The organism is Pseudomonas psychrophila (assembly GCF_001043005.1).
GTDB classification, from domain to species: Bacteria; Pseudomonadota; Gammaproteobacteria; order Pseudomonadales; family Pseudomonadaceae; genus Aquipseudomonas; species Aquipseudomonas psychrophila.
Genome location: NZ_JYKZ01000001.1, coordinates 848,921 through 865,817, shown reverse-complemented (window position 1 = coordinate 865,817; position 16,897 = coordinate 848,921). Strand labels below are relative to the sequence as shown.

At 56.6% G+C, this 16,897-nt stretch carries 14 protein-coding genes; 11 read left to right on the top strand and 3 right to left on the bottom strand.

Annotated elements, in window-relative coordinates:
• Positions 1–36 precede the first annotated feature (36 nt).
• From der to TU76_RS03965, 3 genes are all read left to right on the top strand, one after another.
• Positions 37–1,506, top strand: a complete 1,470-nt coding sequence (gene der / locus TU76_RS03975) for a ribosome biogenesis GTPase Der (protein ID WP_019823656.1) — start codon at positions 37–39, stop codon at positions 1,504–1,506.
• Positions 1,507–1,629: 123 nt separating this feature from the next.
• On the top strand, positions 1,630–2,778 hold the full coding sequence (locus TU76_RS03970) for a pyridoxal phosphate-dependent aminotransferase (RefSeq protein WP_048351124.1): 1,149 nt from the start codon (positions 1,630–1,632) through the stop codon (positions 2,776–2,778).
• Entirely contained in the window at positions 2,766–3,557 is a 792-nt protein-coding gene (locus TU76_RS03965; protein WP_048351123.1) for an amidohydrolase, read from the top strand. The genes TU76_RS03970 and TU76_RS03965 overlap by 13 nt, the downstream gene beginning before the upstream one ends.
• Positions 3,558–3,716: 159 nt before the next feature.
• On the opposite strand, the gene leuA is transcribed toward TU76_RS03965, so the two are convergent.
• Positions 3,717–5,396 (bottom strand): 2-isopropylmalate synthase, encoded by a 1,680-nt coding sequence (gene leuA, locus TU76_RS03960; RefSeq protein WP_048351122.1) that lies wholly within the window; start codon positions 5,394–5,396, stop codon positions 3,717–3,719.
• Positions 5,397–5,976: 580 nt separating this feature from the next.
• Here leuA and TU76_RS03955 point away from each other — a divergent pair.
• The 6 genes from TU76_RS03955 (at position 5,977) to TU76_RS03930 (ending at position 13,005) form a co-directional block, all read left to right on the top strand.
• Positions 5,977–6,738, top strand: coding sequence for a hypothetical protein (locus TU76_RS03955; RefSeq protein WP_048351121.1), 762 nt, complete (start codon positions 5,977–5,979; stop codon positions 6,736–6,738).
• A gap of 62 nt (positions 6,739–6,800) precedes the next feature.
• Entirely contained in the window at positions 6,801–7,337 is a 537-nt protein-coding gene (locus TU76_RS03950; RefSeq protein WP_048351120.1) for a CS1 type fimbrial major subunit, read from the top strand.
• Positions 7,338–7,484: 147 nt separating this feature from the next.
• Positions 7,485–9,992: a TcfC E-set like domain-containing protein gene (locus TU76_RS03945; RefSeq protein WP_048351119.1), complete on the top strand. Its 2,508-nt coding sequence runs from the start codon at positions 7,485–7,487 to the stop codon at positions 9,990–9,992.
• Positions 9,993–10,089: 97 nt separating this feature from the next.
• Complete coding sequence (locus TU76_RS03940) at positions 10,090–11,364, top strand: hypothetical protein (protein ID WP_048654669.1); 1,275 nt, start codon at positions 10,090–10,092, stop codon at positions 11,362–11,364.
• Positions 11,365–11,668: 304 nt separating this feature from the next.
• The gene (locus TU76_RS03935; RefSeq protein ID WP_019823642.1) at positions 11,669–12,487 is read left to right on the top strand and encodes a winged helix-turn-helix domain-containing protein; all 819 of its coding nucleotides are present in this window, start codon (positions 11,669–11,671) and stop codon (positions 12,485–12,487) included.
• Positions 12,484–13,005, top strand: a complete 522-nt coding sequence (locus TU76_RS03930) for a hypothetical protein (RefSeq protein ID WP_048351117.1) — start codon at positions 12,484–12,486, stop codon at positions 13,003–13,005. Before TU76_RS03935 ends, TU76_RS03930 begins: the two co-directional genes overlap by 4 nt.
• Here the strand turns inward: TU76_RS03930 and TU76_RS03925 are convergent.
• Together TU76_RS03925 and xseA are read right to left on the bottom strand one after the other, a co-directional pair.
• Complete coding sequence (locus TU76_RS03925) at positions 13,002–13,826, bottom strand: peptidoglycan DD-metalloendopeptidase family protein (RefSeq protein ID WP_048351116.1); 825 nt, start codon at positions 13,824–13,826, stop codon at positions 13,002–13,004. The genes TU76_RS03930 and TU76_RS03925 overlap by 4 nt on opposite strands.
• 3 nt (positions 13,827–13,829) lie before the next feature.
• Complete coding sequence (gene xseA / locus TU76_RS03920) at positions 13,830–15,209, bottom strand: exodeoxyribonuclease VII large subunit (protein WP_037032027.1); 1,380 nt, start codon at positions 15,207–15,209, stop codon at positions 13,830–13,832.
• A gap of 81 nt (positions 15,210–15,290) precedes the next feature.
• Between xseA and TU76_RS03915 the strand changes: the two genes are divergently transcribed.
• On the top strand, positions 15,291–16,037 hold the full coding sequence (locus tag TU76_RS03915; protein WP_046809949.1) for a sulfite exporter TauE/SafE family protein: 747 nt from the start codon (positions 15,291–15,293) through the stop codon (positions 16,035–16,037).
• Positions 16,038–16,195: 158 nt separating this feature from the next.
• The gene (locus TU76_RS03910; protein ID WP_019823634.1) at positions 16,196–16,744 is read left to right on the top strand and encodes a hypothetical protein; all 549 of its coding nucleotides are present in this window, start codon (positions 16,196–16,198) and stop codon (positions 16,742–16,744) included.
• Positions 16,745–16,897 lie beyond the last annotated feature (153 nt).

Sequence of the window (16,897 nt, the reverse complement as noted above, 5' to 3'; positions counted from 1 at the left end):
TTTTGTATTTTCTGAAATAACGAAGTGGAGAGCCGCATGGTTCCCGTAATCGCCCTGGTGGGCCGACCAAACGTCGGCAAGTCCACCTTGTTCAACCGCCTGACCAGGACTCGTGACGCCATCGTTGGCGACTTGTCCGGTCTGACCCGTGATCGCCAATACGGTGAGGCCAAGTGGCAAGGGCGTTCCTACATTCTGGTCGACACCGGCGGTATCTCCGGTGACGAGCACGGTATGGACGAAAAGATGGCCGAGCAGTCGCTGCTGGCTATCGAAGAAGCTGATGTCGTTCTGTTCCTGGTAGATGCAAAAGCGGGTTTCACAGCCGCTGACCAGATGATCGGCGAACACCTTCGCAAACGTAACAAGCGCTCCTACGTAGTGGCCAACAAGGTTGATAACATCGACCCGGACATGGCTCGCGCCGAGTTCGCACCACTGGGCATGGGCGACGCGATTCCAATCGCCGGTGCTCACGGCCGTGGTATCACACAAATGCTGGAAATTGCCCTGAGCAACTTCCCGCGTGACGAAGAAGAGCCAGAAGACGGTGAAGAAGAAGTCGTTCTCGAAGGCGAGGAAGCCAAGCGCATTCCTGGCCCAAGCGAGAAAGACGGCATCAAGATCGCCATCATCGGTCGCCCTAACGTTGGCAAGTCGACACTGGTCAACCGCATGCTCGGTGAAGACCGTGTCATCGTTTATGATCAGCCAGGCACTACCCGCGACAGCATCTACATCCCGTTTGAGCGTAACGACGAGAAGTACACGCTGATCGACACCGCAGGTGTGCGCAAGCGCGGCAAGATCCACGAAGAAGTTGAAAAATTCTCCGTGGTCAAAACCCTGCAAGCGATCAAAGACGCCAACGTGGTGATCTTTGTGATGGACGCCCGCGAAGGCGTGGTTGACCACGACCTTAACCTGTTGGGCTTTGCGCTGGAGGCCGGTCGGGCTCTGGTCATTGCGATCAACAAGTGGGACGGCATGACCCCGAGCGAGCGCGACTTCGTTAAAGTCGAGCTGACTCGTCGCCTGTTCTTCGTCGACTTTGCCGATATTCACTTTATCTCGGCACTGCACGGCACTGGCGTGGGCAACCTGTACCAATCGGTGCAGAACTCCTTCAAGTCAGCGGTTACCCGTTGGCCGACCAACCGTCTCACCCAGATTCTGGAAGATGCGGTCAGCGAGCACGCGCCACCGATGGTCAACAGCCGCCGGATCAAGCTGCGCTATGCCCACTTGGGTGGTGCCAACCCGCCGATTATCGTGATCCACGGTAACCAGGTTGAGAAGGTTCCGAAGTCTTACGTCCGTTATCTCGAAAACACCTACCGTCGTGTCTTGAAGTTGGTCGGTACGCCGATCCGCATCGAGTTCAAAGGTGGCGAGAACCCGTACGAAGGCAACAAGAACTCGCTGACCGACCGTCAGGTCAACAAGAAACGCCGCATGATGTCGCACCACAAGAAAGCCGAGAAAAACCGCAAAGACAAGCGCTGATAGCGCAAGGTTCGAGCGTAATGAGAAAGGGTCCGAAAGGGCCCTTTTTCGTGTCTGACGTTTGGGCTATTCTCGGTAGGTCCTGCGCCGTAGTCAGTGCCGGGAACTCAACAGGGAACGGCCATGATCACCAGCAAGTTGCCGAATGTAGGCACCACTATTTTCACGCGCATGTCGCAGCTCGCGACAGAAACCGGCGCACTCAACCTGTCTCAGGGGTTCCCCGACTTCGACGGCCCGCAGGCGTTGCGTGATGCTGTCGGCAAGCACATTGCCAGTGGTCACAATCAGTATTCACCCATGATCGGCTTGCCTGCTTTGCGTGAGCAGGTAGCGGCAAAAATCACCCGCAGTTATGGCGTCCAGGTAAATGCCGACACCGAGGTGACCATCACACCCGGTGCGACCCAGGCCATTTTCTGCGCGATCCAGGCCGTGATTCATGCCGGTGATGAAGTGATCGTCTTTGACCCGTGCTACGACAGCTATGAACCCTCGGTTGAGCTGGCTGGGGGCCGCTGCGTGCACGTGCAACTGGGGCTCGAAGACTTCTCGATAGACTGGCAAAAGCTTGAGGCGGCCCTGAGCCCGCGTACGCGCCTGATCATCCTGAACAGCCCGCACAATCCAAGCGGCGCCCTGATCAGTCGTGCCGAACTGGACCAGTTGGCCCGCCTGATTGCTGATCGCGATATCTACATCATCAGCGATGAGGTGTACGAGCATCTGGTGTTCGATGGCGTGCCCCACGTCAGTGTTTTGTCCCATCCCGAGTTGTACCATCGCGCATTCGTTGTCAGCTCATTCGGCAAGACTTACCACGTGACAGGCTGGAAAACAGGCTACGTCGTTGCGCCACCTGCCTTGACCGCCGAGTTGCGCAAGGTTCACCAGTACGTCAGCTTTTGCGGGGTGACGCCTTTGCAGTATGCGTTGGCAGACTTTATGGCGGCTCACCCCGAGCACGTTGAAGAGTTGCCAGGGTTTTATCAGGCAAAGCGTGACCTGTTTTGTGATTTGCTCAGCCCGTCGCGTTTTACCTTCAGGCCGGTGGCTGGCACGTACTTCCAGTTGGTGGATTACTCCCTTATTCGTCCGGACCTTAATGATGTCGACATGGCCATATGGCTGACCCGCGAACACGGGGTGGCGACTATCCCGGTGTCGGTGTTCTACCAGACCCCGCCCGAAGGGCAGCGGCTGGTTCGTCTATGTTTTGCAAAACGCGAGGAGACGCTGCGTGAAGCAGCAGAAAAACTATGCGTGATCTAAAGGATTTACCCGATTTAACCGTAGCGCTGGTGCAAACCACGCTGGCCTGGCATGACCGTCAGGCCAACTTCGATCATTTCGACGAACTGCTTGAGCAGGCCCGGGGCGCCGATTTAGTGGTGCTGCCCGAAATGTTTACCACCGGCTTCAGCATGGACTCCAAAACCCTGGCTGAGCTTGAAGGCGGTCCGAGCACCGAATGGCTGCGCAAACAGGCCAAAAGGCTTGATGCTGTGGTGACGGGGAGCGTTATTGTGCGCGCTGCAGATGGCAGTCACCGTAATCGCTTGCTGTGGGCACGGCCCGATGGCGAAGTGCTGCACTATGACAAACGCCACCTGTTTCGCATGGCCGGTGAGCATGAACATTTCACCCCGGGCGAGCGTCAGGTTCAGTTCGAAGTTAAAGGCTGGCGCATTCGTCCGTTGATTTGCTACGACCTGCGCTTCCCGGTGTGGAGTTGCGACCCCCATGACACTGACCTGTTGCTGTACACCGCCAGCTGGCCAGGTGCGCGCCGGCTGCACTGGAACCGTTTATTGCCTGCACGGGCCATCGAAAACCTCTGCTACGTCGCAGCGGTGAACCGGGTGGGCACGGACGGTAAAGGAATGGTCTACACGGGTGACAGTCACGTCTTCGACTTCCAGGGCGAGTCGCTGCTCAGTGCCGGTGAGGCTGACGGGGTTTTCACCATGAACCTGAGTGCGGCTGAATTGCGGGCTTACCGCGAGCGCTTCCCGGCCAATCTGGATGCCGATAACTTCGAGCTGCATTAAAACCTGTAGAGACTCTGCTACCACCCAAGACCCCCGCAGTGGGAGCGAGCCTGCTCGCGAATGATCTTCGCGAGCAGGCTCGCTCCCACGGTTGAAATATCCACCACAAAAAAGCCCCCAAGGCTCTCGCCTTGGGGGCTTTTGTGTTTCTGGCGATGCTTACGCCGCTTTAGCCTCGGTTTCGCTCAGCGAGCGGTTCAGGGCGCTGAACAGTGCCTTGAAGCTTGCCGTAGTGATGTTTTCATCAATACCCACACCGTGTACGGCACGTCCGCCGTTGACTCGCAGCTCAATGTAAGCCGCCGCCTTGGCGTTGGTGCCAGCACCGATTGCGTGTTCGTTGTAGTCCATTATTTCGGCGTTGACGGGCAGGCCGGCTACCAGCGCTTCCAGCGCGCCGTTGCCCTTGCCGCTCCAGCGCAGGTTGGTTTCGCCATCGCCTTTGGCTGACACTTCAACCTCGACGGCACTGTGACCGTTCTCTTCCTGTAAGCGGTGGCTGACCAGCGCGTAAGGGGTGTTGGCTTGAAGGTACTCAGTGCGCAGCAAGCTGTGGATCTGCTGAGCCGTCATTTCCAGACCCAGGCGATCAGTTTCGCGCTGAACGACCTGGCTGAACTCGATCTGCATCCGGCGTGGCAAGCTGATGCCGTATTCCTGCTCCAGCAGGTAAGCAATCCCGCCTTTGCCCGACTGGCTGTTAACCCGAATCACGGCTTCGTAGCTACGGCCGATATCAGCCGGGTCGATTGGCAAGTACGGGACTTCCCACAAGGCATCCGGTTTTTGTTGCGCGAAACCTTTACGGATGGCGTCCTGGTGCGAGCCGGAGAATGCAGTGTGGACCAGGTCGCCCACATACGGGTGACGAGGGTGAACCGGGATCTGGTTGCACTCTTCGACCACTTTGCGCACGCCGTCGATGTCAGAGAAGTCCAATTGTGGATCCAGGCCCTGGGTGTACATGTTCAAGGCCACAGTCACCAGATCGACGTTGCCAGTACGCTCACCGTTACCAAACAGGCAACCTTCAACGCGATCGGCACCTGCCATCAGGCCCAGTTCGGTTGCGGCAACACCGGTGCCACGGTCGTTGTGGGTGTGCAGGCTGATCAACACGCTGTCACGGCGATTGATATTGCGGCCGAACCACTCGATCTGGTCGGCGTAGATGTTCGGGGTCGCGCACTCAACAGTGGCAGGCAAGTTGAGGATCATCTTGTGCTCAGGCGTCGGGTTCCAGACCTCGATCACCGCGTCACAGACTTCCTTGGCGAACTCCAGCTCAGTGGCGCTGAACGTCTCTGGCGAGTACTCGAATGTCCAATGGGTTTCGGGTTGCTGAGCGGCATATTTGACGAACAGCTTGGCGGCGCTGACCGCGATTTCCTTGATGCCGTCCTTGTCCTGATTGAACACGATGCGCCGGAAAGCAGGGCAGGTTGCGTTGTACAGGTGAACGATGGCTTTTTTCGCTCCGCGCAGCGACTCAAAGGTGCGTGCAATCAAATCTTCCCGGCCTTGGGTCAGCACCTGAATGGTGGTGTCATCCGGGATGTGGCCGTCTTCGATCAGGGTGCGCACGAAGTCGAAGTCGGTCTGGGACGCAGCCGGGAACGACGCCTCGATTTCTTTAACGCCAACGCTGACCAGGGTCTTCCAGAAACGCAGCTTCTTCGTCGCATCCATCGGCTCGATCAGCGACTGGTTACCGTCGCGCAAATCGGAACTGCACCAGATAGGCGCGCTGGTGATGGTTTTCGAAGGCCAGGTACGGTCAGGCAAATCAATGACCGGGAAAGCGCGGTATTTGGAAGACGGGTTTTTGAGCATGGTCATCAGGCAATCCTTAATAGGCGAGCCGACTATTCAGATGCGGCCAGCCGGAAAAATACAAAGCAGAGGGCGAGGCACCGCAATTAGCTTTGCAGTCGTGCACTGACGAGGCAAAGGCTGCGATGTTGGCGAAGCAGAATGAGGGTATGTGATGTGTTCATGACCTCAACCCTAACCATTGGTGAGAAGGATGGCAAGCAGGCAAAAAACATTGAGATAACTGCTCGATTCTGGCAGTAATCCGAGTTTTTATAGCGATTTTTATCTTCGGTTGTCGTGTTTATTGCGCTGCTTGAGGGTTCGGCACACATCGTGTGCTGTTGGGTACAGGCAATCCAGGTCAGTACGGATTGAACCCGGGAAGTCTGCCCGCAGACAGCCCTATGATTTAGCGCCGAAAAGTTGTGACCACCCAGTCTCACAAACCGTGAAAACCCATGAAAAGCCTTGAGTTTCGGTGCTCAGGCATGAGCATTGATGAGGGTTTTCGCTTCATCACTGCAATCGCCGTAATACTTGATCCCACTTCCACAGCAGCTTCACAGGCTCTGTAGAAATCAGTGATCAGCAGCCGAGTATTACGATGCGAATTTATAGCTATCTCTTGTTGATGATGGGGTGCGGTTTGGGTTTGACTGCGCCAGCAGTCGCCTCGCCAGCCATCAATCCGGGGCCGATGTTCGGCTTTCTGGATGAAGGAAAAAGCGCCGTCCTCAAGCGTATTTACAACTCCGGAACCAGCACCGCATTCGTGAAGGTGGTGGTTCAGGAAATCATCTACGACGCCCAGGGCCAGCCTGTCGAGCAACCGCCCAAAACGCTCTCTGATGCACCGCTGGCCGAGCAGAACACGCTGCTGGCAAGCCCCGCCCGAATGATTATTCCAGCCAATGGCATGCAATCGACCCGTCTGTTGTTTATGGGCGGTCGTGACCATGAGCGGTATTACCGGGTTCGCTTTATCCCCGTGCTGCCGTCCAGTGCCGACACGTTTGACCAGAGTGCCGATGACCAGCAGACCTACAGCAAAGACCTGGCCGCGCAAGTCACCCTGTTGACGGGGTTCGGCACGCTGATGTTTGTCAGGCCGGACACCGTGAAGTTTGATACGAAACTTAAAGATGAAAAAGACACGTACAGCGTCCATAACGCAGGCAACAGTGTGATTGCCCTGGACTTTGTTAAAAGTTGCCATGTCGATAAAACATCCGAGTGTTCAACGATTGGTCAACACTATGTATTGCCCGGCAAAACCCACACGTTTACCAAAGAACAAAACAAACTTCATAGCTTTGTGCTTCAAGAAGGCAAGGCTGAGCGCAAGGTCTCGTTTACCCGCGCTTGACTGTTAATTGCACCTCAATGATGTATCACCCCCTGACTATAAACCTGAAGAAGGATATACCAATGCAACGCACTTTCATGGCTACTGTTAGCCCACTGGCCCTTGCCTTGTTGACCACCCTGGGCGCTGCGCAAGTCTCTGCGGCTGACCCCGTCGAAGTACAAGTTCAATTGATCGCCACTATTCCATCGACCTCGTTTTTTGTTGTACCCGCAGAAACCGGCTGGATCGGTGTGGCTCAACGGATGGAGTGGACGCCTAGTGCTCTGGCGGGGCGTGGCAAGTTGAGCACCCTGCGCAAAGCCTTTGACGTCAAGAACAGCTCGGGTGCCATTGCCGCACGCCTTACCGATGCAGGCGGCCCTTTTCTGTCCAGTGGCGCTCAAATGATTCCGCTTGTCGTTAAATTTAATGACTTGGAGCTGGGCACTGGCGATAGCCAAGAGTTTATCAACGCCACAGAAGCTGCTGCCGGTAAACGAGTGGACCTGACGATTGCCGCCGTCGATACAGGCATGGCCGGCGGTGATTTTGTACCGGGTGAATACAGCGGCATCGTCAACATGACCTTCGATGCCGTTGCGCCTGTCACGCGTTAAGCCGTCTTTAGTAATGCCTGAGTGGTAAGGCTCTCTTTCCTGGCGGTCGAACTTCGATCGATGTTCTCGGCCGCCCGGAAAGTGGAGCTTTATAGGTTTTACATAAACGATGTCAGTTCGTCTGGATAATAACTATTGAACTCTGTAATGGGTCGTGCCCTGATTGTGTGCTGGTCGATCATTGTATCGGCGGGCGTTAACGCTGACGTTAATCCACCGTCCAAGTTGGGTGTATTAAGTCAGGCAGAGGCTTTACCTGATGGTTTTCAGGAACACTTTTTTGATGTCCCGCTGGCCGTGCGAATTGATGTAAACACCCAGTTACTGGGCGATGCCCTGGTGGTCCTCGGTCGCGATGAAACCATTCGATTATTGAGCTTTACCGATACACAGCAAAGCGCATTGCCTGAGGCGCAGCGTGCCCAATGGCTGGAGCAGTTGGCCAGGCCTGTTGCGCTGGGCAGTTGCACGAGTAGTTGTGCAAACGGCCTGGTGGCCTTGCATTACAACCTGCAAGACTCACAGCTTTCGATTTTGACTGATGACGCTGAGTATCAAGGCGCTTCTGCTCAGTACAACAGCCTGCCCGAGGGCGGCAGTACCGGTCTGATTGTGCAAAATCAATTGAACATCGCCCGTGGTGGTGGCTCCGAAGCCAGCACGGCGGCGCGTTATAACGTCCAGGCCAGCAGCAGCCTCGGTAACTGGACACAGGTGGCCTCGGCCGAGCTGGCGCGCACTGGCGAACCCGACTCGCCCACCTATCACTCTCTTAACCAGCTCTACGGCCAGCGCGAGTTTGCGGGCAACTTTCTGCGAGTGGGGTATTTCACCCCGGATGCGCTCGGGGTGTATCGACGACCCCGCAACTTTGGCGCCAGCCCTGACACCACCCTCGGTGTCATGTACGGAACCAGCGACAGCCTGGCCTTCAACAGTACAAGCCCCAGTACCTATCCCGTGTATGTCACGCCTAGCCGTCAGGGCCTGGTCGAGGTGTATCGCGACGGCGTCCTGATTTACAGCCAGGCCGTTGCCAGTGGTTTGCAGACCCTGGACACCCGGCGTTTGCCCGGGGGCATTTACCCGGTGCAGGTGCGTTTGATCGAGGATGGCCAAGTCACTTCCACCACCGAAGAGGTGATCTACAAGCCCAATAACTGGCGCAATGCCGATCAACCCTGGCGCTACAGCGTGTTTGGCGGCAAGCGACGTCAACTGTTCAATAACTGGGGCGATGACGTTCAATATGATCAGGGTTTGACCTACGGGGTTTTACTCAATTACCTGGTACATCCCCGAGTCATTCTGGGGGCTGACGCTCAACGTGTTGCGCAAAAAATGCAATACGGCAGTTCAATCGACTGGAGCCTGTCAGACAAGATCAGTCTCTATAGCAACGTCTATCAAACGTCTGACTACGGTACAGGAATGGACGTTCAGGCCCGTTATCAGTATCAAAGCGGCAGTGCGATGTTTTCCCACTCGCGCTCCTGGCTTGATACCCGCAATGACATCGACTACCTGGACACCGTCGCGATTCGCCCCAAAAACCGCTACAACGGCCGTACGCAAAACACGGCGTTGTCGATTACCCAGCGCTTGAGCATGACCAGCAGCCTGACCGGCCGTGTCAGCCACAGTAGTGGCAATACCAACGGCACAGGCGTTGATCTGAGCTGGCTGCGTCGCAGTACGCTGTTTGGCAGCGATGTGAACTGGCAGGTGTCGCTGTTTGATCGCCCTGCGAGCATCAGCAGTGGGAGTCAGCGTAATCGCGGGGTTGACCTGAGCATCAACCTGGCGCTGGGCAAGCCGGGTGGCAGTCTGTCGGCCAGTATCGGCAGCCGCACCTCCCGTGATGGGGAGCGCGAGCTCAACGGTTCTTTGGGCTACAACAAGGTGCTGGACGGCGATTTTTTCAAAAGCTATTCCACCAGTCTAACGGCCGACAGTTACGGCGCGGGCCTGAGCGGTGCGACCCAATTTGAAACCCGAATGCTTAACGGCGACGCCTATGCACAGCGCTCGTCCTATAACGGTGAGGTCAGCGGTGGCTTGAACCTCAGCAGTACCGTGGCCGTCGGCGCAGGAGCTGTGGCAGCCAGCGGCAGTTTCTATGGGGGCGACGGAGCAATGATCGTCGACCTGGATTCGGACATCGACAACCTGGTATTGCGCGCCGACGACATGGGCGGCAGTTATGGCTCAGCGCTTAAGCCCGGCAGAAATATAATCCCGGTGGGGGCATATGAAAGCGGCACGGTGCACTTCGATTTTAGTGGCAGTGATGCCCACGCCGCCTCGATACAACCGCCACAGACGCGCTACCACCTTAATAAAGGCGCAGTGGCGTACCAGAAGGTTCGCGTGCTCAAAACCCTGTCTGTATTGGGGCGTATTGTCGATCCTCAGGGCCGTCCCATGGCGGGCGCACATATTCAAAATCATGCCAGCAGTGGTGTATCAGAGGCTGACGGGTTCTTTGTTCTGGAAATGAGCGAATCGTCACCCAGCCTCGAAATACATCATCGTGGGCAGCCAGCATGCAGTGTGCTTCTGGATCCGGCTAAACATAAGCGTGAAAACAATGTGCTGCTGGTGGCCGATATCGTCTGCAATCCAACATCAGTGCGCGTTGCCAAAGGGACTTGAGAATGTCAATAACGTGAAGGGGGATGCCCTGTTAAATGGCGCTGAATATCGGGCGCACCAGGGGGTGTCATTTATTATTTTTAATTGAGTAATCAAAATGCGGAAGTTATTTATAGTTAACCCTCATGTTGTCATGCGTTATGGGTTGGCATTGCTAGTGATGTGTTATGCACTGTCGACGTCGGCCTATGAAAAAACCATTGAGGCGGTGTATACCCCGGATCCGAATAATCCAACGAGCACGACCTTCGTCCTGTTGACCCCTGGCGAAGGCAAATGCTCTTTGTCGATGTACTGTAATGGGGCGCTGGGGCTTCAATTGCCGGTTGTTTTTGAGTCGGCAATGGGTATAGACGTAACTGCCAACGCCAGTGACCCAAGGCAAGGGGCGTACTTCAAGATTCCCCGGGCTTGGCGCAGCGTGATGCTGGTCAATAATGAAACGGGTTCTCAAGCCGAATTAAAAGTTCGGGCGGCGGCGGTAGGGGCTCGTTACGTTTTAATCCAGCCCGCCTATGAACTGTCTCCGGACGGGCCAACCGCACCCAACTATGGGCATGGGTTGCTCTGGCAAGGGGGCACGTGGCATGAGTCAGTTGCGCCGTGTTTTTCATCCCGGCTGTGGTATTTGGTCCCCAAGGTGCATGAGTTTTTTTGGCAGTACCGCACCAGTGATACCTGCACGAAAAAAGCGCTGTTCGATATACCAGGGCCTTTTATTTATAACAGGGTTGAAACCGCCTTCGAATTCGCAATGCCTAACCCGCTGGACATGGAGCCTGGCAACTATACGGCCAGTACCCTGTACAGCGTGGGGCCGGGGCAGGATTTCGACTTTGGCCAACTAATGCTGCCTTCAGACAGCCAGATCACCCTTGATTTCAGTTTTGTAGTGAACGGTGCGCTGAGCGTGGAATTTCCACCGGGCTCCCATCGCGCGGTATTGCAGCCCAGAGAAGGTTGGCAAGGCTGGCTCAACTCGGGGCGCAAACCACCCGCCTTGAGTGCGTTTCAGAACTTTAAAATATCGGCGTCAAGCCACTTCAAAATGTACCTGGACTGCCAATACTCGGTCGGTACGGACTGCGGTCTACACGCCGAGTCGGCCACGCAAAATGCCCAGGTGGCAGTGGATACAACGGTGAGCTTTGCGGCCGGTATCACGTTAAGTCCAGGCCGGCGTGCGGCGATTAAAGTGCCCTTGGCGCAGGGCATCCACAATGCGGTGAGTTTTGACATTGACGGGGCCCAAGTCTCTCGCGGCGCAAGCATGAACTATGCAATAAAACCTGAGGTGACGGCGCTCATGGTTGAAAATCCGGGCAGTACTTACAGTGGCGTGGTCACCATTGTCTTTGATATCAGTACTTGATAATGGGTATTCGAGGGCGATGGGTTGCACGGTGGACAGTGTATTAAGTGAGGTGTGTTGTTTAAGGCGAATCCTTGAAGTTTCCTACGTGTGTCTTTAATTAAAACGCTCGACTGACCGGTGTCGTGTCATTGTTTGTGGGGTGTGTTCATTCATCAATAGGGTGTTTATGTTTACTCATGTAGTGAAAGGGGGCGTGATCGTTCGCTGTGCTAAATGAATGATGTAGAGTGATATATAGTTCGGCATTTTAAATGGCGGAATATTACACTCCGCCCACTCATTTTATAAGGCATGTAATACCATGGCCCGTTACTTGATAGCTGGCGTAATGTTATTTGATGATGAGTTGTATGAAGTGTCTGGGCCGGGGGACGTTGTTCAGTCCGTGGTGTTGGGGGCGGCAGCCAGTCGTTGTTTTTCAACATTGCTTGAGGCCCAGGGCTCCATCGTGACGAAAAAGGAGTTGTTGCACGCGGGGTGGGAGCGGTACGGGCAGCAGGTGTGTGCCAATAGCGTCAACCAGTCCATTGCCCAGATCCGCCGCTGTTTATCCAGCGTGGGCCACTGTGATTACGTGGTCACGGTACCGCGTATTGGCTACAAGGTCAGCGATGCCTTGTCGATTGAGAAACTGGGTGACTGTACGCAACCTGCACCCGGGGATGACTTGAGCTGCGGGCACGATATCAAACCGGTAAGGCTCATGCAGGATGACCAGGTTGTCGGGCCGGCGAATAAAAAGCTCGGCACTAGCAAATCGCTGTTGCTGGGCGGGTTGTTGCTCTTCAACTCGCTCCTGGCCTTTGGCTGGCAATCGATGCAGTTGAGTACGCCCTTGTCTGCGGCCATCGAATTGAATTACTTGCCGGTACCTGCCGAGTCCGGCCTGCACCTGTTCTCTGCACCGGGGTTAAACGCAAGCCCTGAGCGAATCAATGCCCATCTGCTCAAGCTGAAGGAAAAACCGCCAGCATTCACGGCATTGGGGAGTTACGCGTATGTGTATTTGAATGGTGCATTAAGAGATGACGTTTATGGATATTTTTTATGCCGGGATCCGATAGAGGTCAGTGTCTCGGGGTGTATTTCTTATTTTGTCGTGGAGGGGGCCGAATCATGACCGCTGCAAAGTCCAGTGCGCCGGGCATGATGTTTATTGCGCTGATCCTGGTGCCCTGGCTGGTCGCGACGTGGTTCTACTCCGCTGATCGAGTGGTGTGGGAGTGTCATCTGGATTTTGAAATGCTGGTGACGTCGAGTGATCAAAGAGTGGAGCGCACACTGGGTTCCTACAGCCAGTTCTTTTATGGCAACAATCTGGGGTTCTCACGGATCAGTGGCCGCAAAGTGCACGCCTTGAAAAATCATCAAACCCAGGTGCACAACTTTTATCGCTTTATGGATTTCAAGTATGTGCAGGCAGGGCCTTACCTGAAAAACAAAATTACTAAGATCACGCGCAAGCAGGGGGACACGCTCAGTGATGATCAGGAGCTGGCATTTATGAGCGTGCCGGGGGAGGACGTTTATGATCAGGTGTTGAAGCTTGGCCCCAACACGTATTCGTTTGGCCGTCTCGGCATGCCACGCCAGATCTGCCAGGGCAGGCAAGGGTGGCTGATGCCGCGTTTACGTTAGGGCTGAAAAGCGCCGATAAAGATCGCAGGATCGACCCGGGCATCGTTCAAGCTGATGTTCCAGTGCATGTGCGGGCCTGTAGCCCGCCCGGTCGAGCCGACCTTGCCGACCACATCACCACGGGCCAGTTGCTGGCCAACCGTGGTGTCAATTTTCGACATATGGCAAAACATACTGATGAAGCCTTGGCCGTGATCCACGAACACCGTGTTGCCATTGAAAAAGTAGTTGCCGATCAGGATCACTTTGCCTGCGGCAGGAGTTTTGATCGGTGTGCCTGCTGGTACCGCAAAGTCGAGGCCCGCATGGGGATTACGCTCTTCACCATTGAAAAAGCGGCGCACGCCAAACTTGCTGGACAGCGGCCCGTTGACCGGTTTGTCCAGCAGCAGATTGCTCGGGGTGTTGGGGCTGAAAGTACGGTAAGCCTTGATCTGAATCGCCAGCTCGTTGTCGATTCGCTTAATGTCAGCAGGGTTGGGGTTGACCTGACGCTGATTCTTTAGCGTGATGCGCTGCTCGGGGTATTTCTTGTTGCCCACCGTGAAGGTCAGTTGGCGCGAGCCACTGCTGAGGGTCTGGGTGCCCGGTTTTACCGTCAACGGGATGCCGACAATCGCCCGCCAGGTGTCCTGCTCCTTGATCACCAGCACTGGTTTGCCTTCATAGGTTGCCTTGGGGGCTTGTGCGCCGGTGCCCAACTCAATCACGGCAACGCCGCCCGGCACCGGTTTATTCAATAAACGGGTGATGTAACTGTCAGCGGCGTGTGCGTTGTAGGTCAGGCACAGCAACAGGACGGCAGAAAGAAAACGTGACATCAGTTAATCCAGTAAAGAAAGGGTGACGGGCGTGAGGTGATTGTCCTCGACCCGGACTTGCAGCTCGCCTTCGCCCAACTTGGCCTTCAAACGCTGGCCGTTATGGGTTTGCCCGGCGCTGCGAACGGCGTTGCCGCGCTCATCCAGCAAGATGCTGTAGCCACGCCCCAGGGTCGCCAGCGGGCTGACCACGTGCAGGGTCTGCATGTGGCTCTGCAGTTGCAGACGACGACCTTTCAGACCTTCGCGCATGGCCCTTGGCAAGCGTTCGGCCAGACTGTCCAGGCGCTGGCGCAACATGGCCAGTTGACGACCCGGATGCTGGGCGGCCAGGCGGGTTTCGAGGCGGATCAGACGCTCACGGCGGGTATTAAGGCTGCGCTCGAACGCGCGGCGCATGCGCATGTCCAGATCATCCAGGCGCTGGGCTTGCTGGCGCAGACGTTCGCCGGGGTGGCGCAAGCGACGCGTCAGACCCTCCAGACGCAAGCGGTCGCGCATCAAGCGGTCGCGAATGCGCATCACCAGGCGCCGGTGCAGGCTGTCGATTCGATGTTGCAGGTCGCTCGAGTCCGGAGCCAGCAACTCGGCAGCAGCAGACGGCGTTGGCGCCCGTACGTCCGCTACAAAGTCGGCGATGGACACGTCGGTCTCGTGGCCTACAGCGCTGACGATGGGGGTTGCACAGGCGTCGATGGCACGGGCTACGGCTTCTTCGTTAAAACACCACAAGTCTTCCAGCGAACCACCGCCCCGGGCCAGGATCAATGCATCGAAGCCTCGGGCATCCGCCAATTTCAATGCCCGCACAATCTGCGCAGTGGCTTCGCGGCCTTGCACTGCGGTGGGGATCAGGGTCAGTTCGACGTGCGGCGCCCGGCGGCGGAACACGCTGATGATGTCGCGAATGACCGCCCCGGTGGGCGAGCTGACAATGCCGATGCGCTGCGGGTGAGCGGGCAGGGCCACCTTGCGTTCGGGGCTGAACAGGCCTTCGGCGCTGAGCTTTTCTTTCAGCGCATCGAAGGCCAGACGCAGCGCGCCATCACCCGCGGGCTCTACGGTGTCGAGGATCAGCTGATAGTCACCGCGGCCCTCAAACAACGACACCTTGCCGCGTACCTTGACCGCCAGACCGTCCTTCAAAGCCTGGCGCACCCGCGCAGCATTGTTGCGAAACAGCGCACAGCGCACTTGTGCGCCACTGTCCTTGAGGGTGAAGTAGACGTGGCCGGAGGCCGGGCGGGCGAGGTTGGAGATTTCGCCTTCTACCCAGATGTTGCTGAACACGTCTTCGAGCAAGACCCGCGCCCGGCCATTGAGCTGGCTGACGGTCAGGACTTCTCGGTCGAGGTTGAGTCTTGCAAAGGGGTCTTTAATCATGCGGGCCATCATAAGGGCGGATTGTTCTGTCTGCACCTGCCCGGTTAAAGTCCGCGCACAAAAATACAGGGAAGCAGAGCAATGGATTTGCCTTTCACAGGTAGCGAGTGGGTATTGCTGGAGCTGGCCATTGCGCTGGCGTATGTGGTGTTTGGCGTGGCCGGATTCGGTACCGCACTGGTTGCAGGTCCTCTGCTGATTCTGTGCCTGCCTTTGTCCAAAATCATCCCGCTGCTGGTCCTGCTGGATTTTGTCGCGGCGTTTGGTAACTGGCTGCCCTCGCGCCGGGATGTGGCGCGCCCCGAGCTGCTGCGACTGCTCCCTTGCATGGCCATGGGGTGTGTGATTGGCGTTGTGTTCTTGCTCAACCTCAAGTCCGACCTGTTATTGCTGCTGATGGGTATCTTCATCAGTGCCTATGCGGTGTACAGCCTGGCGGTGAAGGTGCGACCGACCGAAGTTGCACCCGTCTGGGCGATCCCGACCGGCGTCACGGGCGGGCTATTTGGCGCATTGTTCGGCAGCGGTGGTTTTTTGTATGCGCTGTATCTGAATGCACGCTTGCCCAAAGACGCGGCGCGGGCCACCCAAAGTGCGTTGATCAGTTGCAGTACCGTGGTGCGCTTGAGTTTGTTCGTGATTGCGGGTGTGTATGCCGATGGTGCACTGCTGTTGCTCGCCGTCTGTCTGTTACCGGCGATGGCGCTGGGGCTGTGGACAGGCCGTCGTCTGACCCGCAAATTGTCCCGCGAGGCCTTTGTGCGCCTGGTGACCTGGCTGGTGCTGGCCAGCGGGATTGCGCTGATAGCGCGTTACCTGAGTGCTTGACCTCGCGGTGAGAGGCTTTAAGCTGCGCGCCTGATCCAACTCTGTGGGAGCGGGCTTGCTCGCGATGCAGGCACTGCGGTGCGGCAGCCAGATCGCGAGCAAGCCCGCTCCCACAGTTTCAGTGTGTTGCCCTTATCCCACGTACACGTGCCGTATCCATGAACTCGCAAAGCATCATCGTTCCTAAAATCTCCACCTTGCCGGTTCATGAGCCGCGTGCCAGGGCCATCGTGCGCTGGCTGGTGCGCAAGAACATCATTGAAGAACAACTGACCACCTGTGGCCGCACGGGCAACGGTATGGCGTATGCCATCGCACCGGGAGCCCGGGAAGTGGTGCTGCACCCTGAGGCGCTGCCATTTGGTCAGCCGGTCAATGGTCTGGAGATCATCACCAAGCGCTGCATCTACACTCCGTCCAAGGGCTTTCTTGAAGAAGCCGGCTGCGCCGAGTGCCGCAAGGAAGTGGGGGAGGCGCTGTTCGACAGCCTGGAAGACTGGATGCCGGGGCGCACCGACAACTTCATCTGCCCGCTGTGCTCCCATGAAGACGACATCAACGGTTTTTTGTTTTTGCAGCCCTGCGGGTTTTCTAACCTGGGCTTCATTTTCAATAACTGGGCCGAGGCGGGCTTTAAGCAGAGCTTCCTCGACGAGTTCGCCGACTGGCTTGATCAGCCGGTGGCGTGGGTGCAGGTCGAGTTGTAACACGCAGATCCCGTAGCAGCTGCCGAAGGAACGAGGCTGCGTTCGATTGCGAAGCGATCGTAAACTCAGAACACGCGGTTCAGCTGAAAAACCGTGTGATCTGAATTTACGACGGCTACGCCGCCGGACGCAGCCTTCGGCAGCTGCTACGGT